This is a genomic window from Desulfosarcina alkanivorans (assembly GCF_009688945.1).
In the GTDB taxonomy this organism is placed as follows: Bacteria; Desulfobacterota; Desulfobacteria; order Desulfobacterales; family Desulfosarcinaceae; genus Desulfosarcina; species Desulfosarcina alkanivorans.
On record NZ_AP021874.1, the window covers coordinates 4,316,797 to 4,334,115 of the forward strand.

A 17,319-nucleotide genomic window follows, 5' to 3' on the forward strand; every position below is an offset into this window, starting at 1 on the left:
CCCGTTAATCCAATAAAGTGACCCACCATGACCGATTTAAAAAAATATCGATTTTCCATCGACCGCGGCGGCACCTTTACCGACATCTACGCCGAAGTGCCCGGTGAACCCGGGTTCCGGGTGGTCAAGCTGCTCTCAGAAGATCCCCAGAATTACGACGACGCCCCCCGGGAAGGCATCCGTCGCATCCTGGCCGAGACCACCGGCATCGACCTGCCCAAGGACAGCGTGCCGGCGGATGCCGTCGAGTGGATCCGCATGGGCACCACGGTGGCCACCAATGCCCTGCTGGAACGCAAAGGTGCCCGCTGCGCCCTGCTGGTCACCCGGGGATTCCGGGATATCCTGCAGATCGGCAATCAGGACCGCCCGGCCATCTTCGACCTGGAGATCAAAAAGCCGGATCTGCTCTACGAAACGGTCCTGGAGGTGGACGAGCGGGTACGCATGCTCAGGGACGATGAAGCGACACCGGCCGAACCGGTCGTACAGGGGATCACCGGTGAACGCATGGTGGTGCTGGAGGCCCTGGATGTCGAGGCCCTGCGCCCCCGGCTGCAGGCCATTCTGGACCGGGGCATCCGCAGCCTGGCCGTGGTATTCATGCACGCCTATGCCTGGCCGCAACACGAACTGGAAGTGGGTCGGTTGGCCGGGAAAATGGGCTTTACCCAGATCTCCCTCTCCTCCGGGGTGATGCCCATGGTCAAGCTGGTGGCCCGGGGCGACACCACCATGACCGACGCCTACCTCAACCCCCACATCCAGGCCTACCTGAACAGCTTCCGCCGGGGCTTTGCCGGCGGACTCAAGGAAAAAGGCCTGCAGTTCATGCAGTCGGACGGTGGTCTGGCCCGGGCAGACGACTTCACCGGCAGCCGCGCCATCCTCTCGGGACCGGCCGGCGGCGTGGTGGGCTATGCCATGACCACCTACAGCAGCAGGGACCGGCAACCGGTAATCGGCTTCGACATGGGGGGCACCTCCACCGACGTCTCCCGCTTCGGCGGCGATTACGAACTGGTGTTTGAAACAGAAACCGCCGGGGTGCGTATCCAGGCGCCCCAGCTGCAGATCAAGACCGTGGCCGCCGGCGGCGGCAGCCGCCTGTTTTTCGACAACGGCATGTTCATGGTGGGCCCGGAGTCCGCCGGTGCCCACCCCGGCCCGGTCTGCTACCGCAAAGACGGCCACCTGGCCGTCACCGACGCCAACCTGGTCCTCGGCCGTCTCCAGCCCGATTATTTTCCCCGTATTTTCGGTCCCGGCGAAGACCAGCCCCTGGACCTCCGGGCCGCCCGGGCCGCCATGGCGGATCTGACACGGGCGATCAACGACAGCACCCATCAGGACGGCCAGTCCGCCATGTCCGTTGAACAGGTGGCCATGGGCTTCATCCGGGTGGCCAACGAAACCATGGTGCGGCCCATCCGTGAAATTTCGGTCATGCGCGGGTTCGACATCAAGGAACACACCCTGGCCACCTTCGGCGGGGCCGGCGCCCAGCATGCCTGCGCCATCGCCCGGGCATTGGGCATCTCTAAAATTTTCATCCACCGCTTTTCCGGCATCCTGTCGGCCTACGGCATCGGCCTGGCCGACGTCGTGGCTGAACGCCAGCAGCCGGCCGCCGAGGTGTTCACCAGGGCCAAACGTCATCAACTGATGAAGCGCCTCAAGGGCATCCGGGCCGACGCGCAGAAAGAGTTGGAGCGCCAGGGGTTTTCGCCCGGACAGATCCGCTGCACAAGCTATCTGAACATGCGCTACCAGGGCACGGATACGGCCCTGATGATCCCCGGACCCGAAAACGGCGATTTCAAGGCGGCTTTCAAGGCCACCTACCGCCGTGAATTCGGGTTTGATCTCAAGGACCGCGACATTCTCGTGGACGACTTGCGGGTGCGCGCCCGCGGAGAAGCCTCTACCCTGCGCAAAGTGTCCATCGAAACCGCTGACGCCCCGGCGGTCCGGGTGGATCGCAAACCCTGCTATTTCGAGGACGGCTGGCTGGAAACGGCCGTCTATCGCATGACCGATCTGAAGGCCGGCCATGCCATCGACGGCCCGGCCATCATCATCCAGGATACGGCCACCATCGTGGTGGAGCCGGACTGCCGTGCGACGGTCAACCGCTATGGGGACATCGAGATCCGGGTGGGTGAAAACAGCAGCCGCCGGTTGAGCACCCGGGTCGATCCGGTCCAGCTATCGATCTTCAGCAATCTGTTCATGTCCATTGCCGAACAGATGGGCCGCATGCTGCAAAAAACGGCCATCTCCACCAACATCAAGGAGCGCCTGGATTTTTCCTGCGCCCTGTTCGGCCCCGACGGTGCCCTGGTGGCCAACGCCCCCCACCTGCCCGTTCACCTGGGCGCCATGAGCGCGGCCGTCAAGGAGCAGATCCGCCGCCAGGGCAATACCCTGGCGCCGGGCGACGTGCTGGTGACCAACCACCCGGCGGCCGGCGGCAGCCACCTTCCGGACATTACCGTCGTCACGCCGGTGTTCCGCAAAGGGGCGATCATTTTCTGGGTGGCCAGCCGCGGGCACCACGCGGACATCGGAGGCATATCACCCGGCTCCATGCCCCCCAACTCACGGTGCATCGAGGAAGAGGGCGCCTGCATCATGTCCTTCAAGCTGGTGGCCGACGGTATCTTTCAGGAAGCCGGCATCGCCGACCTGCTGACGGCCCCGGGCCGGCTCACTCCCCAGCCGGGCCGCCCGGCCATCTCCGGCACCCGCCTGCTGGCGGACAATATTTCGGACCTCAAGGCCCAGGTGGCCGCCAACCGGAAAGGCATCGAACTGGTGCTGGAGATGGTTGACCACTATGGGCTTGATGTCGTGCAGGCCTACATGGGCCATGTCCAGGACGCCGCCGAAACGGCGGTGCGAAACCGGCTGAAGGAACTGTCCCGTTCCAAGGGCATGCAGGCCAGGGACACGGTGCAGGCCGTGGACTATCTGGACGACGGCAGCCCCATCGCACTGGCCCTGACCATCGACCGCACGGACGGCAGCGCCGCCTTCGATTTTACGGGAACGGGCCCCGAGATCTGGGGAAACTGCAATGCCCCGTCCGCGGTGGCCCGGTCCGCCATCCTCTACAGCCTGCGGTGCCTGATCGAAAAGGATCTGCCCCTCAACGACGGCTGCCTGATTCCCATCACCATTCACATCCCTCCGGGCAGCCTGCTGGCCCCGTCCGCCGGGGCCGCCGTGGTGGGCGGCAACGTGCTCACCTCCCAGCGGGTGGTGGACGTTATCTTAAAGGCCTTTGGCGTGGCCGCGGCCTCCCAGGGGTGCATGAACAATTTCACCTTCGGCAACGACCGCTTCGGCTACTACGAAACCATCGGCGGCGGCGCCGGCGCCGGCCCCACCTGGCACGGCCAGACCGGTGTGCACACCCACATGACCAACACCCGCATCACCGACCCGGAAATCCTGGAGCGGCGCTACCCGCTGCTGCTCAGGGAATTTTCCATTCGGGGCGGCTCCGGCGGAGAGGGCAGACACCACGGCGGAGACGGCCTGGTCCGTGAAGTCGAATTTCTGGAACCGCTGAACATGGCCATCCTTTCCGAACGCCGGGTGTTCGCACCCTATGGCCTCGAGGGTGGCCGGCCGGGCAAACGGGGTGAGAACATCTTTATCCACCGGGACGGACGCCGGTTGAACCTGGGAGCAAAAAATGAAATTCTCGCCGGCCCCGGGGATCGCTTCCGCATCCTCACCCCCGGAGGCGGGGGGTTCGGGGAAAAGGGCTCCTGACCGCCCCCTGCCGGCCCCGTGGCAAGGGTTGCGGGCCCGGCTATTTTTCCTATATTATCCAAAAGGTTACAAAATTCAACCGACCAAACGACATCGATCCTAAGATCTTGACAAGCACCGATTCCTTATTTATTTTGCCGTTGATTCAGCCATCTGATTCAACCATGCAGGCGCGACGGCACCATCTTCGCGTCCCTGGGGCATCGATATGAAAACGGGCAAAAGGAGACTGCCGTGCCACTGGAAGCACTCAAAGCGCAAATTGAAGAAAAACATCTTTTGGTCAACCGCATCCGGGAAGAGATCGGCAAGGTTCTGGTGGGCCAGCGGGAACTGATCAACGGCCTGCTCATGGGTATTTTCACCCGGGGCCACATCCTGATCGAGGGCGTGCCCGGCCTGGCCAAAACCAGTGCGGTCAAGGCCCTGGCAGACACGGTACGCGCCGATTTCAAACGCATCCAGTTCACCCCCGACCTGTTGCCCGCCGACCTGGTGGGAACGGAAATCTATCGTCCCAAAACCGGCGATTTCAGCATTAAAAAAGGCCCCTTGTTCAACAACATCATCCTGGCGGACGAGATCAACCGGGCCCCGTCCAAGGTCCAGTCGGCACTGCTGGAAGCCATGCAGGAGCGCCAGGTCACCATCGGCGACAACACCTTTTTGCTGGCCGACCCTTTTCTGGTCATGGCCACCCAGAACCCCATCGAACAGGAAGGCACCTATCCGCTGCCCGAGGCCCAGGTGGACCGGTTCATGCTCAAGATTCTGATCGACTACCCGGACAAGGCCGAGGAGAAGGAAATCATGAAGCGGGTGGGCTTCGACCTCCCGGAGGCCGTTCAGCCGGTGCTCGACCCGGCCGAGATCAGCGCCATCGGCCTGCTGATCAACGGCGTTTACATGGATGAAAAACTCAAAGACTACATCGTGGACCTGGTTTTCGCCACCCGCAGTCCGAAGACCTACAACATCGATGTGGCCAACTACATCCAGTTCGGTGCCTCGCCCCGGGCCACCATCTTCCTGAGCCTGGCCGCCCGGGCCTATGCCTTTTTGCAGGGCCGGGCCTACGTGACCCCCCAGGATGTGAAAACCATCGCCCCGGCCGTGCTGCGCCACCGGATCCTGTTGACCTACGAGGCCGAAGCCGAGGATATCGACACCGACAGCATCATCGCCCGCATCTTCGATTCGGTGGAGGTGCCATAAGTTCACGGTTCACGGTTCACGGTTCACGGTTCACGGTTCACAAAAAATATCCTGACGGTCTCGTTTGGCAAACGGCAATTTGACAAAACCTCAAGATTATGTAGCAACTGAAGTCGAAGCCCATGCTCTCCCCCGACATCATCAGAAAAATAAAAAAAGTTCACATCAAGACCGGCCGCATGGTCAACACGCTGATGGCCGGACAGTACCGGTCGGTCTTCAGGGGGGCGGGCATCGAGTTTGAAGAGGTGCGCGAGTATACTGCCGGCGACGACGTCAAGAGCATCGACTGGAAGGTGTCGGCCCGCATGGGCAAACCCTTCATCAAACGCTACCGGGAGGAGCGGGAGCAGGTGGTCATGCTCCTGGTGGACATGAGCGCGTCCGGCCGCTTCGGCACCACGGAAAGCATCAAGCGGGAAACCGCCGCGGAGATCGCCGCCATCCTGGCCTTCAATGCCATCCGCAACAATGACAAGGCCGGCGCCATCCTGTTCACCGACCAGGTGGAGCGCTACATTCCCCCCAAAAAAGGATCGGCCCACGTGTGGCGGCTCATTCGCGAAATTTTCGCATTCCAGCCCGAGCACCCGGGAACCGACATCGTCGCGGCCGTGGATTTTCTGGCACGGGTGTGCCGCAAACGCACGGTGGCCTTCCTGGTTTCCGATTTTCTCACCGAAGATTTCGGCCGGGCCACCAGCCTGCGAATCCGTTCGGCTGCCAGGAAACATGAGCTGATCAGCGTGCTGGTCACCGATCCCGGAGAGTTTCGACTGCCCGACGGCGGCATCGTTGCCTTCAAGGACCTGGAAACCGGCACGGTACGCCACCTGGACGCGTCGGACCGGGTCACCCGCGAACGGTATCGAGCCGGCCGGCAGGCGATTCACGAGCGGATCCTGCAAACCCACAAGGCCATGGACATGGACTGCATCGAAATGCCCACGGACGGTGATGCGGCCGAGGCCCTGGCCGGGTATTTCAGATACCGGGAGCGACGGCGGCGATGAAGACGATAGGCGTCACGAGAATGGTTTTGGACCTCGTTATCGGTCGTTGCGATATTGGTGATACAGCGTCCTCCCGCCGGCCCTGCCAAACCCGTTCTCGTGTCATCTATACCACGGGAGTTATTCTTTGTTTGCTCACTTTTCTTCAGGCGGGCCAGGTCATGGGAGAGGAAGCCGCGGCTCCTGCCGGCCCGGCGGCAGCATCTGAATCGCCAGCTCCACATGCCCCGGCACCCATGACCGATATCCACGACATCCTGCCGCCGGTGCCGGTGGGCATCGATGCCCCCTGGCTGGTCCCCGTGCTCCTGGCCCTGGCCGCAGCGGCCATTCTGGCGGCGGCATGGTGGTGGTGGAAAAAACGCAGGAAGGCCCGAGCCATCGAGACCCTCGTTCCCGAGCTGCCCCCGGAAATGACGGCCATGCAGGCCCTGAAGGAAATTGCCGATGTCCGCCGCCTGGACGGAAAGACCTTTTACTTCCGCCTGTCGGCCATCCTGCGGCAATACGTGTTCGGCCGCTTCGCCGTGGGCGCGCCGGAGATGACCACCGAAGAGTTCCTGCCCTGTATCGACCGGCTGCCGGTCGACAGCGACCTGGCCCGGGGGCTGAGAAGCCTGTGCCGGGCCATGGACCCGGTGAAATTCGGCGGCGAGACGGTGGTGGAAAAACAGATGGAAACGGACCTCTTCTTCGCCCGGGAGTTTGTGCAAAAAACCACGTTGGCGGACGAAGCGGAAAATAAGGGAGAACAACATATTGTGCTCCCCCCAGACGATGGAAATTCCAAAAAACAAATTCCAAACCGCAAATAATATCCAATTTCAAATATCAAAACGGGAACCGCAAATATTGTACGATCTGTTTGGGATTTGAAGTTTGGCCTTTGTGATTTGTCTTTTGATTATTGTGATTTAAAATAATTATGTTTCGTTTCGCATCTCCCTATTTTCTCTTTCTCCTGCTGCTCCTGCCGGCCTTGTTCTGGTATCGCCACCGGCGGCACCGCTCCCCCGCCATGGCCAGCAGCGCCCTGTTTCCGGCGGCAGCGATCCCGGCTTCGCCGGCCCTGAGGCTGCGCCGGCTGGTACCGGCCGTCAAATTTGTGGTGCTCTGCCTGATGGTGGTGGCCCTGGCGCGGCCGCAGTGGGGCACCGAACGGACCGAAGTGCTCACCGAAGGCATCAACATCGTACTGGCCATGGACCTGTCCGAGAGCATGGCCGCCCTCGATTTCAAGAAGAAAGGGCGCGTCGTCAACCGCCTTGAGGCGGTCAAGGGGGTGGTTGAGGAGTTTGTGGCCGGACGCAGCGGCGATCGCATCGGCATGGTGGTTTTCGGCACCCACGCCTACACCCAGCTTCCCCTGACGCGCGATTACAACACCATGGTCAGCATTCTCGACCGGCTGGAAATCGGGGCCGCGGGAAAAAGTACCGCCATCGGCGATGCCATCGGCATCGCCCTGAAGCGGCTGGCCGACATCGAGAGCTCCTCCAACATCATCATCCTGCTCACCGACGGGGTGAGCAACGCCGGCGAACTCTCGCCGGACACGGCCGGTGAAATCGCCGTACAGAAGGGGGTCAGGATATACACCATCGGCGTGGGCACCCGGGGCAAAGCGCCCTTCCTGGTCAAGGATCCCCTGTTCGGCGAACGCTATGTCTACCAGCAGGTCAATATCGACGAAGCGACCCTGCGGGCCATTGCCGACCGGACCGGCGGGCTGTATTTCCGGGCCGAAGACCTGGAGGGGCTGCAGCAGATCTATGACACCATCGACGCCATGGAGACCACCGAGGTGAAGGTGGACATCTATGCCGAATACAGCGAGGTCTACCCCTGGCTCCTGATCCCGGCCCTGGTCCTGCTGCCCGTTTACGTTATCTTGCGCAACACGAGGTACCTGGTCATCCCATGACGTTTTTCAGAATCGAAATGCTGTTTTTCATCTGGACCGTGCCGCTGTTGCTGCTGGTGATCGTCTACGGCATGCGGCGGCGGCGTGATATTCTGAACCGGTTTTCCTCCGGCCACGGCCTCGGCGTCATCGCTCCGGACACGGTCGGCGGCCGGCGGTGGATCAAGGGGGCGCTGCTCATGGGCGCGGTGCTCTTTGGCGCCGTGGCCCTGGCCGGCCCCCGATACGGCTACCGCTGGCAGGAAATCCGTCAGCAGGGGGTCGACATCATCATCGCCCTGGACTGCTCCCGCTCCATGACCGCCGCCGACATCCAGCCCGACCGCCTGGAACGCGCCAAGCGGGAGGTCTTCGACCTGCTGGCCATGCTGGAGGGCGACCGGGTGGGGCTGGTGGCCTTTGCCGGCACCGCGTTTCTGCAATGTCCCCTGACCCTGGACTACGATGCCTTCAACCTGTTTCTGGGCGCCCTCTCGCCCGATTATCTGCCGGTGGGGGGTACCGATATCACCGGCGCCCTGGAAACGGCATTGACCAGCTTCGACCCCAAGAGCGCTTCGGACAAGGCCGTGATCCTGATCACCGACGGTGAAAACACCGGTGACGGCGATCCCGTCAAGGCTGCAGAGGCATTGAAAAAAGAGGACATCAAGTTGTTTTGCATCGGGGTGGGCGGCAGCGCCGGGGTGCCGATTCCCGAAGCGGCCGGCGGCTTCAAAAAAGACCGCTCCGGACAGATCGTGCTCTCGCGGCTGGATGAAACCACGCTGAAAAAAATAGCCATGGTCACCGGCGGCACCTATGTCCGTTCGGTGGCCGGAGACATGGACCTGGATGCCATCTACACCGATGAAATCCGCCGGAAGATGGAGGCCGAAACCCTCGCTTCGGGTCGCCGGCAGGTGTGGGAGGACCGCTTCCAGTGGCCCCTGGCCCTGGCCCTGCTCTGCCTCGTGGCGGAGCTGATGCTGCCGGTCACCCGTAAAGGCCTGGTTGCCGGGCTGCTGGCTGCGCTGATCCTTTCCCCGCTGCCGCCGGCCGAGGCCAGCGACACCCGCGAGGGTATCGCCGCCTACGAAAGGGAAGATTTCGAACAGGCCCTCAAACACTTCACCGACGCTCAGCTGGATGCCCCTGACCGCCCTGAAATGCTTTACAATGTGGCAGATGCCTACTATAAAACCGGCAATTTCGAGGCCGCCGCCGACCATTACCGGCAAGCGCTGGAAACCGATGATGCCGGACTGAAACAAAAAGCCCTCTATAACCTGGGCAACACCGAATTCCGAAGGGGCAACGCCAGGGAGGCCATCGGCCACTACGAGGCGGCCCTGTCCCTCGATCCTGAGGACAGCCGGACCAAAGAGAACCTGGAATTTGTGAAAAAGGTTCTGGAGCAGCAAAAACAGCAGCAGCAGTCGGGCGACAGTCAGAAGAACGGGGACCCAAAAGATCAGGAGGACCAGGAGCAGAAATCCCAATCCGACGGGGCCCGGGATTCGAAATCGGACCAAGACCCGCAGCAACAGGAGGGTTCCCGGGACAGCCGGCCGGAAGGCGACGGGGAACCGCAACGCCCCGAATTTGGAGACGAGATGGACCCGCAGCAGGCCCAACAGGCGGCCGGGGACAAGCCGCCGGACGATGGGCCGCCCGACCAGACGCCCCGGGCGGACCGGCAGGGCGGGCAGACCGGCGACCCCGGACAGGCCGAGCGGATGCTGAACCGCCTGCAGGATCAACCGGGCCGGGCGCTCATGCCCGCCGGGGGCAGACGGACGGTGGAGAAGGACTGGTGATGGTCAGACAACTGGTCATGGCGATGGTAGCGTGTCTGCTGGCGGCGGCAACGGCCGACGCGGCGAGCGTGCGTGCCGTGGTAGACCGCAACCAGGCCACGGTCGGGGAGTCCATCGCCATGCAGGTCACCATCGAGGACGGCAAAGGAACGGTCGATCTTTCCGGGATCACCGGTTTCAAAACCATCTCCCGGGGAACCAGCAGCAGTTTTAACATGATCAATGGCCGGACCTCCCGGCAGCTGGTCCATAATTATGTGTTGATTCCCCTGAAAGCCGGCAGCCTGACGATCCCGGCCATACCGGTGACCATCGACGGCAAGGCCCATTTCACGGCCCCCATCCGCGTCACGGTCTCGGAAGAACCGCCGGTCGACAGCGGAAAGCGCGATGTGTATGTGACCGCCGCCGTCTCGGAAACCTCACCATGGCTTGGCCAGCAGATCATTTACACCTTCCGCCTGTTCAACGCCGTCCAGATTGCAGACGCCAAATTCCAGGCCCCTGAATTTGATGGATTCAATGCCGAGGAACTGGAGGACCGCCACTCCTTCCGCACGGTGGTCAATGGCCGGGAATTCATCGTCACCGAGGTGACCTTCATCCTGGTTCCCGTGAAAACCGGCACCCTCCAGATTGAACCGGCCGTGCTTCAGGCGGGCCTTGTGCAGCGCAACCGCCGGCCGAGGCCCTTCGCCGGCATGGACGCTTTTTTCGGTCGAAGGGAATTGACCACCCGCGTCCTTGACACCGACCCCATTTCGGTCCGGGTGCGGGCTCTGCCGGATGCACCGCCGGGCACCGCCTTCTCCGGCCTGGTCGGCCGGTTCGAGATTTCAGCCAGCCTGGAAAAAACGGACATCCAGGTGGGCGACTCCACCACGCTGGCCGTGACCATCAACGGCAGCGGCAACATCATGGACGCACCGGCACCGGTCATTCCCGCGCCGGAGGAGTTCAAGGTCTACGCCGACAACCCCGAGGTGCAGGTCCAGCCGGGGACCGACGGCTACACGGGAAGCAAAACCTTCCGGACGGCCCTGGTTCCCGTCAAACCGGGCCAGTACCGTATCGATCCCATCGTCCTAACCTATTTTGACGCCGGCGCCGGTCGCTACCGCACCCTGTCCAGCCCGGCATTTGATCTGACCGCCTCGCCGTCCGATACGACAGCGGCCGACATCGAGGTGTTCCGGGCCGCGCCCGGGCAGCCCCCGTCTTCGAAACGACGTGTGGAGTTTACCGATCGGGATATCCTCCCGTTGAAGGCGGGACTGGAAGCCCTGAAGACCCGTCGTTCGATGACGCCCCTGTGGTTCGGGATCTTTCTGGCCCTACCGGTGCTGGGGTTTGCGGCAGCCAGGGCGGTGGTGAAGATGATGCTGAAAGAGGACGACCCCGGCAGGATCATGGCCGACCGGGCCCGGCAGTCCCTGAAAACAGCCGCCGGCGACTGCGCGGATGCCGATTTTCTCACGGCCCTTTACCGGGCGCTGGTGTCGGCCATCCAGGGCCGTAAAGGAATCATGGGAACCTCCCTCACCTGGTCGGAGGCCAGACATCAACTGACCGACATCGGGTGGGATGACGACGAAGCCGCCGCCACCGCAGGCCTGCTGGAAACGATCGAGTCCCTCAATTATTCCGGCAGCCCCCTGGACGGGAACAAGCGGACGGAACTGCTCGACCGGACCCGGCAGGCCGTACGGAGACTGACCCGATGAAACGACGGACGCTCACCTTCGGATGCATCATGCTGCTCCTGGCGCTGGCCACAGCTTCGGCATCGGAGCCCGCCCGCACCTTCATGGACGGCACCGAAGCCTACCGAAATGGAGATTGGCCGGCGGCCATCGCCGCATTCGAAAGCCTGGCCGACGGCGGGGTAGACAACGGCAGGCTCTTTTATAACCTGGGCAATGCCCATTTAAAAAACGATGACCTGGGCCACGCCCTGCTGTGGTATGAGCGGGCACTGCAACATATCCCGGACGACCCGGATCTGCGCTTCAACCACGACTATGCCCTGACCCTGACCAAAGATGAACGCGGCGAGCGGGAGTCCCCCCTGCTGCGCATCCTGTTTTTCTGGAAATACCAGCTGAGCCATGCCACCGTCCGCTGGACGGCCATCCTGCTCAATGCGGCCCTGTGGACGGCCTTGTCGGTCCTGGCCGCCCGCAAAAAACGCCTCCTGCGGCCTTCCGTCATTCTGACCGCCGCCGCCACGATTGTCTTCAGCGCTACAGCGGCCTATAACTATGTCGAGGCCCGACAAGTCCGGTATGCCGTGATCCTGACCGAACAGACCGCCGTGCGCTCCGGTTTCAGCGACACCGCCACCCAGCTTTTCATCCTGCATGCCGGCACCCGCGTCCGGGTCGAACGTCAAACCGACACCCACCTGCTGGTCCGCTACACCGAGGACAAGATCGGCTGGGTCAGGCAAACCGATGCCGGGATAATCTGATCGCCACCCGGCGGGGAATGGGCTGCCGGCGCTCAATCACCCGACAGCAGAAGCAGCCGAACGGCATCCAGGGACGGTCTCTTTATCTGGGCAATCCATTGGCGCAGAAGGGCGATGGCGTCCTGGTCAACCCGGGATGTTGCCAGAGGCGGCATCTGAAAGAGACCGTCCCGCAGTGTCATCCGAAGAAGCAAAACGGAATCATCCACCCGACCGGTTGAAATGATCAATGCGCCGTCTAAGTTGAAATCGCCGTTTCCCGGAGGCACATCGACAGCGTTCATCCTTGAATTCACCACCTCCCACCGCAGATCAATATGGGTGGGGGCGGGGCCGCCCGGCTGGTGGCACATGGAACAATTGGATGCCAGATAGGCCCGTGCCCGTCGCTGCAGGGAGGCAGACGTGTCCGCAGGGTCCGGCATGCGGGGAAGCAGATCAGGATCAGCCGGCAGGGATGGCGTGAAAAGGCCGATATGATCCAATGTCCGCAACTGGTTGTCGGTAACCTGTGAGGCCGGATATAGATAGTCCACATTTAACTGCGCGGTTGTCAGGCCGAGCACCCCGTTGGCGACGCGGGTATGACATTGAATGCACTGACTGCGGCTGGGGTATAGGTAGGAGAGGATAACCGGCAGGCCGTTTTTATCCGTGATGTTGAAGGTCTTGGTCTTGCCGGTCAAAAGCAGTCGGGCATCTGACCCGCTGTCATCCCATTCGTAGGAAAATCCATGCCACAGGCCATTTTTCCTGTAGAGCAAACGCGTTTCTGCCCTTTTGGCGGATCCCGCGGGATCCCGTTCATCCAGTGGAATAACAAAATTTTTAATCAGAATGCTGTTTTCGGGAAAATCCCAGCCCCCCCTGTTTTGATAGCCGGCCGGTTCCAGTTCGGGAAGGGCCATGAACCGTTCTTTTAATGCGCCGTCGGACCACAGGGCGGCGCTCGGTTTATAGGGAATGATGCCCAGGTGGGTCTGATCGACGCCACGACCGGCGGCAAGCAGGGCCGGGATATCACTGAGCCTCGAGGGGAAGCCGCCGCCACCGGAGGATTGATCCAGCACATAGACACCGCCGCCATGATAATCCAGTACATACACCTCGCCGGAAGCATCCTGGCCGAATCCGGAGATATTCAAACCCGAATTGCTCACCAGCACATGAGGACCGTGAACGGTGGCACCGGTATACCCGAGGCTCCATATTTTCCCGCTGGCAAAATCACCGTAGACATACTGCCCATAAAGCGCGGAGACCTCACTGCCATAATAGACATACCCGCCGGTCACCGAACTGCCCTCCGACCGGCCATAGTCGGCCAGGGGGAGAACCAGGCCCGCGGGATCGCAGGTCGGTGGGTCATAGCACCCGGAGCCCTCCATAATCCGCCAGCCAAAATTACCTCCCGGCGTAATGGAATCAATCTCTTCCCGCGCAGCTTGTCCCACATCGCCGGCAAGCAGGTACCCGTTTAAGGAATCGAAGCTGAACCGCCAGGGATTTCTCAACCCATAGGCGTATATCTCTTTTCGGGTTGAAGGGCCATCCGGCCCGCCGCTGTAAAAAGGGTTGTCGGTCGGGATCCTATAGTTCAAGCCAGGGTCGGTTTCATCGCTGCGCACATCAATTCTCAGGATACTCCCCAGCAAGGTGGTCGTATCCTGCCCGGAGTTCAAAGGATCGCCGCCGGATCCGCCATCTCCCAGACCGACATACAGCATCTCGTCCGGACCAAAGGCAATCATCCCGCCGTTGTGATTGGTATAGGGTTGTGACACCTCAAGAACAATTTCCTGAGAGGACGGATCTACAGTGTTGTCTGCAGGATTGTCATTGGTAAACCGTGATATACGGGACGTTCCGGGGTCGGTTCCGTTCCATGAATAGTAGACATAAAATTCGCCGCTGGAGGCATAATCCGGGTCAAAAGCCAACCCGAGCAACCCCTGTTCACCGGCATCCAGAACCTGGTCGCTGATATTCAAAAAAGACGAGACATCCTCCGAAGCAGGATTCACCGTTTTCGGAAAAATCCGGATAAGGCCGTTTTTCCGGACGACGCAAAGACGATTGGAGGCGTCGGGGACGTCGACGATAAGTACCGGATTGGAAAAGCTGAGGCCGGGGAAAACCCGACGGGTCTGCATGGTTCCCGGAAGTTCGGACGGAAGTTCATCGATCAGCAGTGCGGTATTGGGCACACGGGTTTCGATGCCATAGGGATGGGCAGCCCCGCTTGAAAAAAGGGTCAAAGCGATGGCCGCGGAGATAACCGAAAAATACGTTACCATGAAAGTCACCGATGGCCGGATCTTTTTGGAAAATGGATGCGGATGATTTTTAGGTCGCTCGTTCCTTTCGGGAGCGTTCCATTTGTGGGGCGCTGATTTTTTGATACCATGATGAAAGATATTCCCACCCGTTTTTTGGCCACCATGGTATCATATCAGTCTATTTTTTTAACTTCTGCCTTGTCAACCCACTTCCTATGCAATAAATTTGCATAGCGTCATCAGGCGCTCAACGCAAAAAACCAGCAACTGACCGGGAGATACAAGATGGCCCATTCCAAAATATCGTTTTGGATTGTTTTTTGGATATTAACCGGGTTAACGCCCTGGGCGGGGGCCGGCGAGCGCCTGCCCGTCTTCGTCAGCATCCCCCCCCAGGCTTACTTCGTGCAACAAATTGGCGGGGATCGGGTCGACGTGCAGGTGATGGTGGAACCCGGAGCCGACCCGCACACCTACGAACCCAAGCCGCAGCAGATGGTGGCCCTGTCCAGGGCGGTGCTCTATTTTGCCGTCGGCATCGAGTTTGAAACCGCCAAACTGGACAAACTGACGGCCATCAACCCCGGGATGAAGGTGATTCACACCGATCATGGCATCATGAAGCGGCCCATGGCAACCCATGACGGCCACCAGGCGGACGATGCGCATGGACACGGGCACCACCCGGACACGCTCGATCCCCACATCTGGTTGTCACCGCCCCTGGTCATGCTGCAGGCACGATCGATACTGACGGCGCTTCGGGCCGCCGACCCGGCCGATGGGCCGGTCTATGAAACCCGTTATCGGGAATTTATTCTTGAACTCGTGGACCTGGACGCCGACCTGAGAACCGCGTTCGACGGGTTGAAGGGCTCACCCTTCATGGTGTTTCACCCCTCATGGGGAACATTTGCCCACACCTATGGACTGAACCAGGTGCCCATCGAAATCGAAGGGAAAAGCCCCAAACCGGCTCAGCTCAAAACACTGATCGAGCATGCACGATCCAACCGGATCCAGGTGGTTTTCGTGCAGCCCCAGTTTTCGTCCAGAAGCGCCCGGCAGATCTCCAGGGCGATCGACGGCCGGGTGGTCGCTGTCGACCCGCTGGCCCGGGACTGGGCAACCAATTTGCGCCATGTCGCCGAGGAATTTAAAAATGCGTTCAACTAATCACACCGCCAGCGATCCGATCATCCAGGTCACGGATCTCGATTTTACCTACAACGGGCAGCGGGTGCTCGAAGACGTCAACCTGGAGGTCGGGGAGGGGGATTTCATCGCCATGATCGGACCCAACGGCGGGGGCAAGACCACGCTCCTCAAGCTGATGCTGGGGCTGCTCAAACCGCAACGGGGACGAATCCGGGTCATGGGCGAGCCGGCCGTGCGCGTTTCCCATCATATCGGCTATGTGCCCCAGGATGTGCACATCAACCGACGTTTTCCCATTACCGCCCTGGACGTGGTGCTCATGGGAAAGCTGGCCCCCGGCAAAAGATGGTCTGCGAACAAAGCGCAGGACCGCCGGGATGCCATGGATGCCCTGGACCGGATCGACATGGCCGATTTGGCCCAGCGCCGGATCGGCGAGCTGTCCGGCGGCCAGCGCCAGCGGGTGTTCATCGCCCGGGCCCTGGTGACCCGCCCCCGGCTGCTGCTGCTGGACGAACCCACGGCCAGCATCGATTCCAGGGGCCAGACGGAGTTCTACCAATTGCTCAAACGGCTGAACCGGGACGTCACGATTGTGGTGGTCAGCCACGACCTGCTGGTGATTTCCACCTATGTGAAGTCCGTGGCCTGCGTCAACCGCCGCCTGCACTACCATCGGCAGGCCGAAATCACCGGCGACATGCTGGAGACCATGTACCCGTGCACCGTGGAGGAGGTCTGCCCCGTGGAACTCGTGACCCACGGCCACCTTCCCCACCGGGTGCTGCAGCACCACGAGGAGTGACCCATGATTGATGCGCTTCAATTCGAGTTCATGCGCAATGCCCTGGCCGCCGGCCTGCTGGCCAGCATCATCTGCGGCATCATGGGCACACTGGTGGTGGTGAACCGCATCGTTTTTCTCTCCGGGGGAATCGCCCACGCGGCCTACGGCGGCATCGGCCTGGCCTTTTATTTCGGCTGGCCCTACCTTGCCGGCACCCTGGGTTTTTCCATGGGCGCGGCCATGCTCATGGCCGCCGTCACCCTGAAAGCCCGGCACCGGGCCGATACCATCATCGGGGTCATCTGGGCACTGGGCATGGCCTGCGGTATCATCCTGATCGACCTGAGCCCAGGCTATAACGTGGACCTCATGAGCTACCTGTTCGGCAGCATCCTGACCGTACCGGACGCCGACCTGTGGATCATGGTCGTCATGGGACTGTTTATCGTCGGCCTGGTGGCGGTCTATTACAAGGATCTGCTGGCCCTCTCCTACGACGAGGAGTTTGCCCGCATTCGGGGCGTACCGGTGACCGCCCTCTACTTTATGCTCATCGGCATGCTGGCCGTCACCGTGGTGATGGTCATCCAGGTGGTGGGCCTTATCCTGGTGATCGCGCTGCTGACCATTCCGCCCTTTATCATGGAAAAGCATGCCAACTCCCTGCTGCAGATGATGGTCGGCTCCAGTGTACTGGGCGTCGTGTTTACGGTGGCCGGGCTGTGGATCTCCTACGCATTCGACCTCACCTCGGGGGCATCGATCATCATGGTGGCCGGCCTCTTCTTTTTTTTAAACCTGATGGTCGAGCGATTGAGCCCCGTTCGACGCGAGACCGCACCATCCTGGAACCGGAAGGAAAACACCGCCGTGGATTCGCAAAGGAGCTGA

Annotated in this window: 12 protein-coding genes; 11 read left to right on the plus strand and 1 reads right to left on the minus strand. The window is 61.3% G+C overall.

From position 1 onward, the window contains the following. Nucleotides 1-27 precede the first annotated feature (27 nt). The 8 genes from DSCA_RS18865 to DSCA_RS18900 all read left to right on the plus strand — a co-directional run bounded on the left by DSCA_RS18865 (nt 28) and on the right by DSCA_RS18900 (nt 12,204). A complete protein-coding gene (locus tag DSCA_RS18865) occupies nt 28-3,783 on the plus strand; it encodes a hydantoinase B/oxoprolinase family protein (RefSeq protein ID WP_155317895.1) in 3,756 nt (1,251 codons plus the stop codon). 234 nt (nt 3,784-4,017) lie between these two features. Beyond that, entirely contained in the window at nt 4,018-4,998 is a 981-nt protein-coding gene (locus tag DSCA_RS18870) for an AAA family ATPase (RefSeq protein ID WP_231716216.1), read from the plus strand. A gap of 122 nt (nt 4,999-5,120) precedes the next feature. Then, complete coding sequence (locus tag DSCA_RS18875; protein ID WP_155317896.1) at nt 5,121-6,011, plus strand: DUF58 domain-containing protein; 891 nt, start codon at nt 5,121-5,123, stop codon at nt 6,009-6,011. 161 nt (nt 6,012-6,172) lie between these two features. Then, complete coding sequence (locus DSCA_RS18880; RefSeq protein WP_167527864.1) at nt 6,173-6,826, plus strand: DUF4381 family protein; 654 nt, start codon at nt 6,173-6,175, stop codon at nt 6,824-6,826. Nucleotides 6,827-6,936: 110 nt separating this feature from the next. Continuing rightward, entirely contained in the window at nt 6,937-7,935 is a 999-nt protein-coding gene (locus DSCA_RS18885; protein ID WP_155317898.1) for a vWA domain-containing protein, read from the plus strand. Next, nucleotides 7,932-9,734, plus strand: a complete 1,803-nt coding sequence (locus DSCA_RS18890; protein ID WP_155317899.1) for a VWA domain-containing protein — start codon at nt 7,932-7,934, stop codon at nt 9,732-9,734. Before DSCA_RS18885 ends, DSCA_RS18890 begins: the two co-directional genes overlap by 4 nt. Then, nucleotides 9,734-11,458, plus strand: coding sequence for a BatD family protein (locus tag DSCA_RS18895; RefSeq protein WP_231716543.1), 1,725 nt, complete (start codon nt 9,734-9,736; stop codon nt 11,456-11,458). Before DSCA_RS18890 ends, DSCA_RS18895 begins: the two co-directional genes overlap by 1 nt. Further along, the gene (locus tag DSCA_RS18900) at nt 11,455-12,204 is read left to right on the plus strand and encodes a tetratricopeptide repeat protein (RefSeq protein WP_155317901.1); all 750 of its coding nucleotides are present in this window, start codon (nt 11,455-11,457) and stop codon (nt 12,202-12,204) included. The genes DSCA_RS18895 and DSCA_RS18900 overlap by 4 nt, the downstream gene beginning before the upstream one ends. A 32-nt stretch (nt 12,205-12,236) precedes the next feature. Here DSCA_RS18900 and DSCA_RS18905 read toward each other — a convergent pair whose 3' ends face one another. Further along, nucleotides 12,237-14,501, minus strand: coding sequence for a PQQ-dependent sugar dehydrogenase (locus DSCA_RS18905; protein WP_155317902.1), 2,265 nt, complete (start codon nt 14,499-14,501; stop codon nt 12,237-12,239). 267 nt (nt 14,502-14,768) lie between these two features. On the opposite strand from DSCA_RS18905, the gene DSCA_RS18910 reads away from it, so the two are divergent. The 3 genes from DSCA_RS18910 to DSCA_RS18920 are packed head-to-tail and all read left to right on the plus strand — an operon-like array spanning nt 14,769 to nt 17,319. Further along, nucleotides 14,769-15,659: a metal ABC transporter solute-binding protein, Zn/Mn family gene (locus DSCA_RS18910; protein ID WP_155317903.1), complete on the plus strand. Its 891-nt coding sequence runs from the start codon at nt 14,769-14,771 to the stop codon at nt 15,657-15,659. Beyond that, a complete protein-coding gene (locus DSCA_RS18915; RefSeq protein ID WP_155317904.1) occupies nt 15,646-16,446 on the plus strand; it encodes a metal ABC transporter ATP-binding protein in 801 nt (266 codons plus the stop codon). Before DSCA_RS18910 ends, DSCA_RS18915 begins: the two co-directional genes overlap by 14 nt. Before the next feature lie 3 nt (nt 16,447-16,449). Continuing rightward, a complete protein-coding gene (locus DSCA_RS18920) occupies nt 16,450-17,319 on the plus strand; it encodes a metal ABC transporter permease (protein ID WP_155317905.1) in 870 nt (289 codons plus the stop codon).

Bases quoted from the DNA above. Each gene is read 5' to 3' on its own strand.
- DSCA_RS18875 (WP_155317896.1), top strand. From the start codon at position 5,121: ATGCTCTCCCCCGACATCATCAGAAAAATAAAAAAAGTTCACATCAAG.
- DSCA_RS18885 (WP_155317898.1), top strand. From the start codon at position 6,937: ATGTTTCGTTTCGCATCTCCCTATTTTCTCTTTCTCCTGCTGCTCCTG.
- DSCA_RS18890 (WP_155317899.1), top strand. From the start codon at position 7,932: ATGACGTTTTTCAGAATCGAAATGCTGTTTTTCATCTGGACCGTGCCG.
- DSCA_RS18900 (WP_155317901.1), top strand. From the start codon at position 11,455: ATGAAACGACGGACGCTCACCTTCGGATGCATCATGCTGCTCCTGGCG.
- DSCA_RS18910 (WP_155317903.1), top strand. From the start codon at position 14,769: ATGGCCCATTCCAAAATATCGTTTTGGATTGTTTTTTGGATATTAACC.
- DSCA_RS18920 (WP_155317905.1), top strand. From the start codon at position 16,450: ATGATTGATGCGCTTCAATTCGAGTTCATGCGCAATGCCCTGGCCGCC.
- DSCA_RS18880 (WP_167527864.1), top strand. From the start codon at position 6,173: ATGGGAGAGGAAGCCGCGGCTCCTGCCGGCCCGGCGGCAGCATCTGAA.
- DSCA_RS18905 (WP_155317902.1), bottom strand. From the start codon at position 14,501: ATGGTAACGTATTTTTCGGTTATCTCCGCGGCCATCGCTTTGACCCTT.
- DSCA_RS18895 (WP_231716543.1), top strand. From the start codon at position 9,734: ATGGTCAGACAACTGGTCATGGCGATGGTAGCGTGTCTGCTGGCGGCG.
- DSCA_RS18865 (WP_155317895.1), top strand. From the start codon at position 28: ATGACCGATTTAAAAAAATATCGATTTTCCATCGACCGCGGCGGCACC.
- DSCA_RS18915 (WP_155317904.1), top strand. From the start codon at position 15,646: ATGCGTTCAACTAATCACACCGCCAGCGATCCGATCATCCAGGTCACG.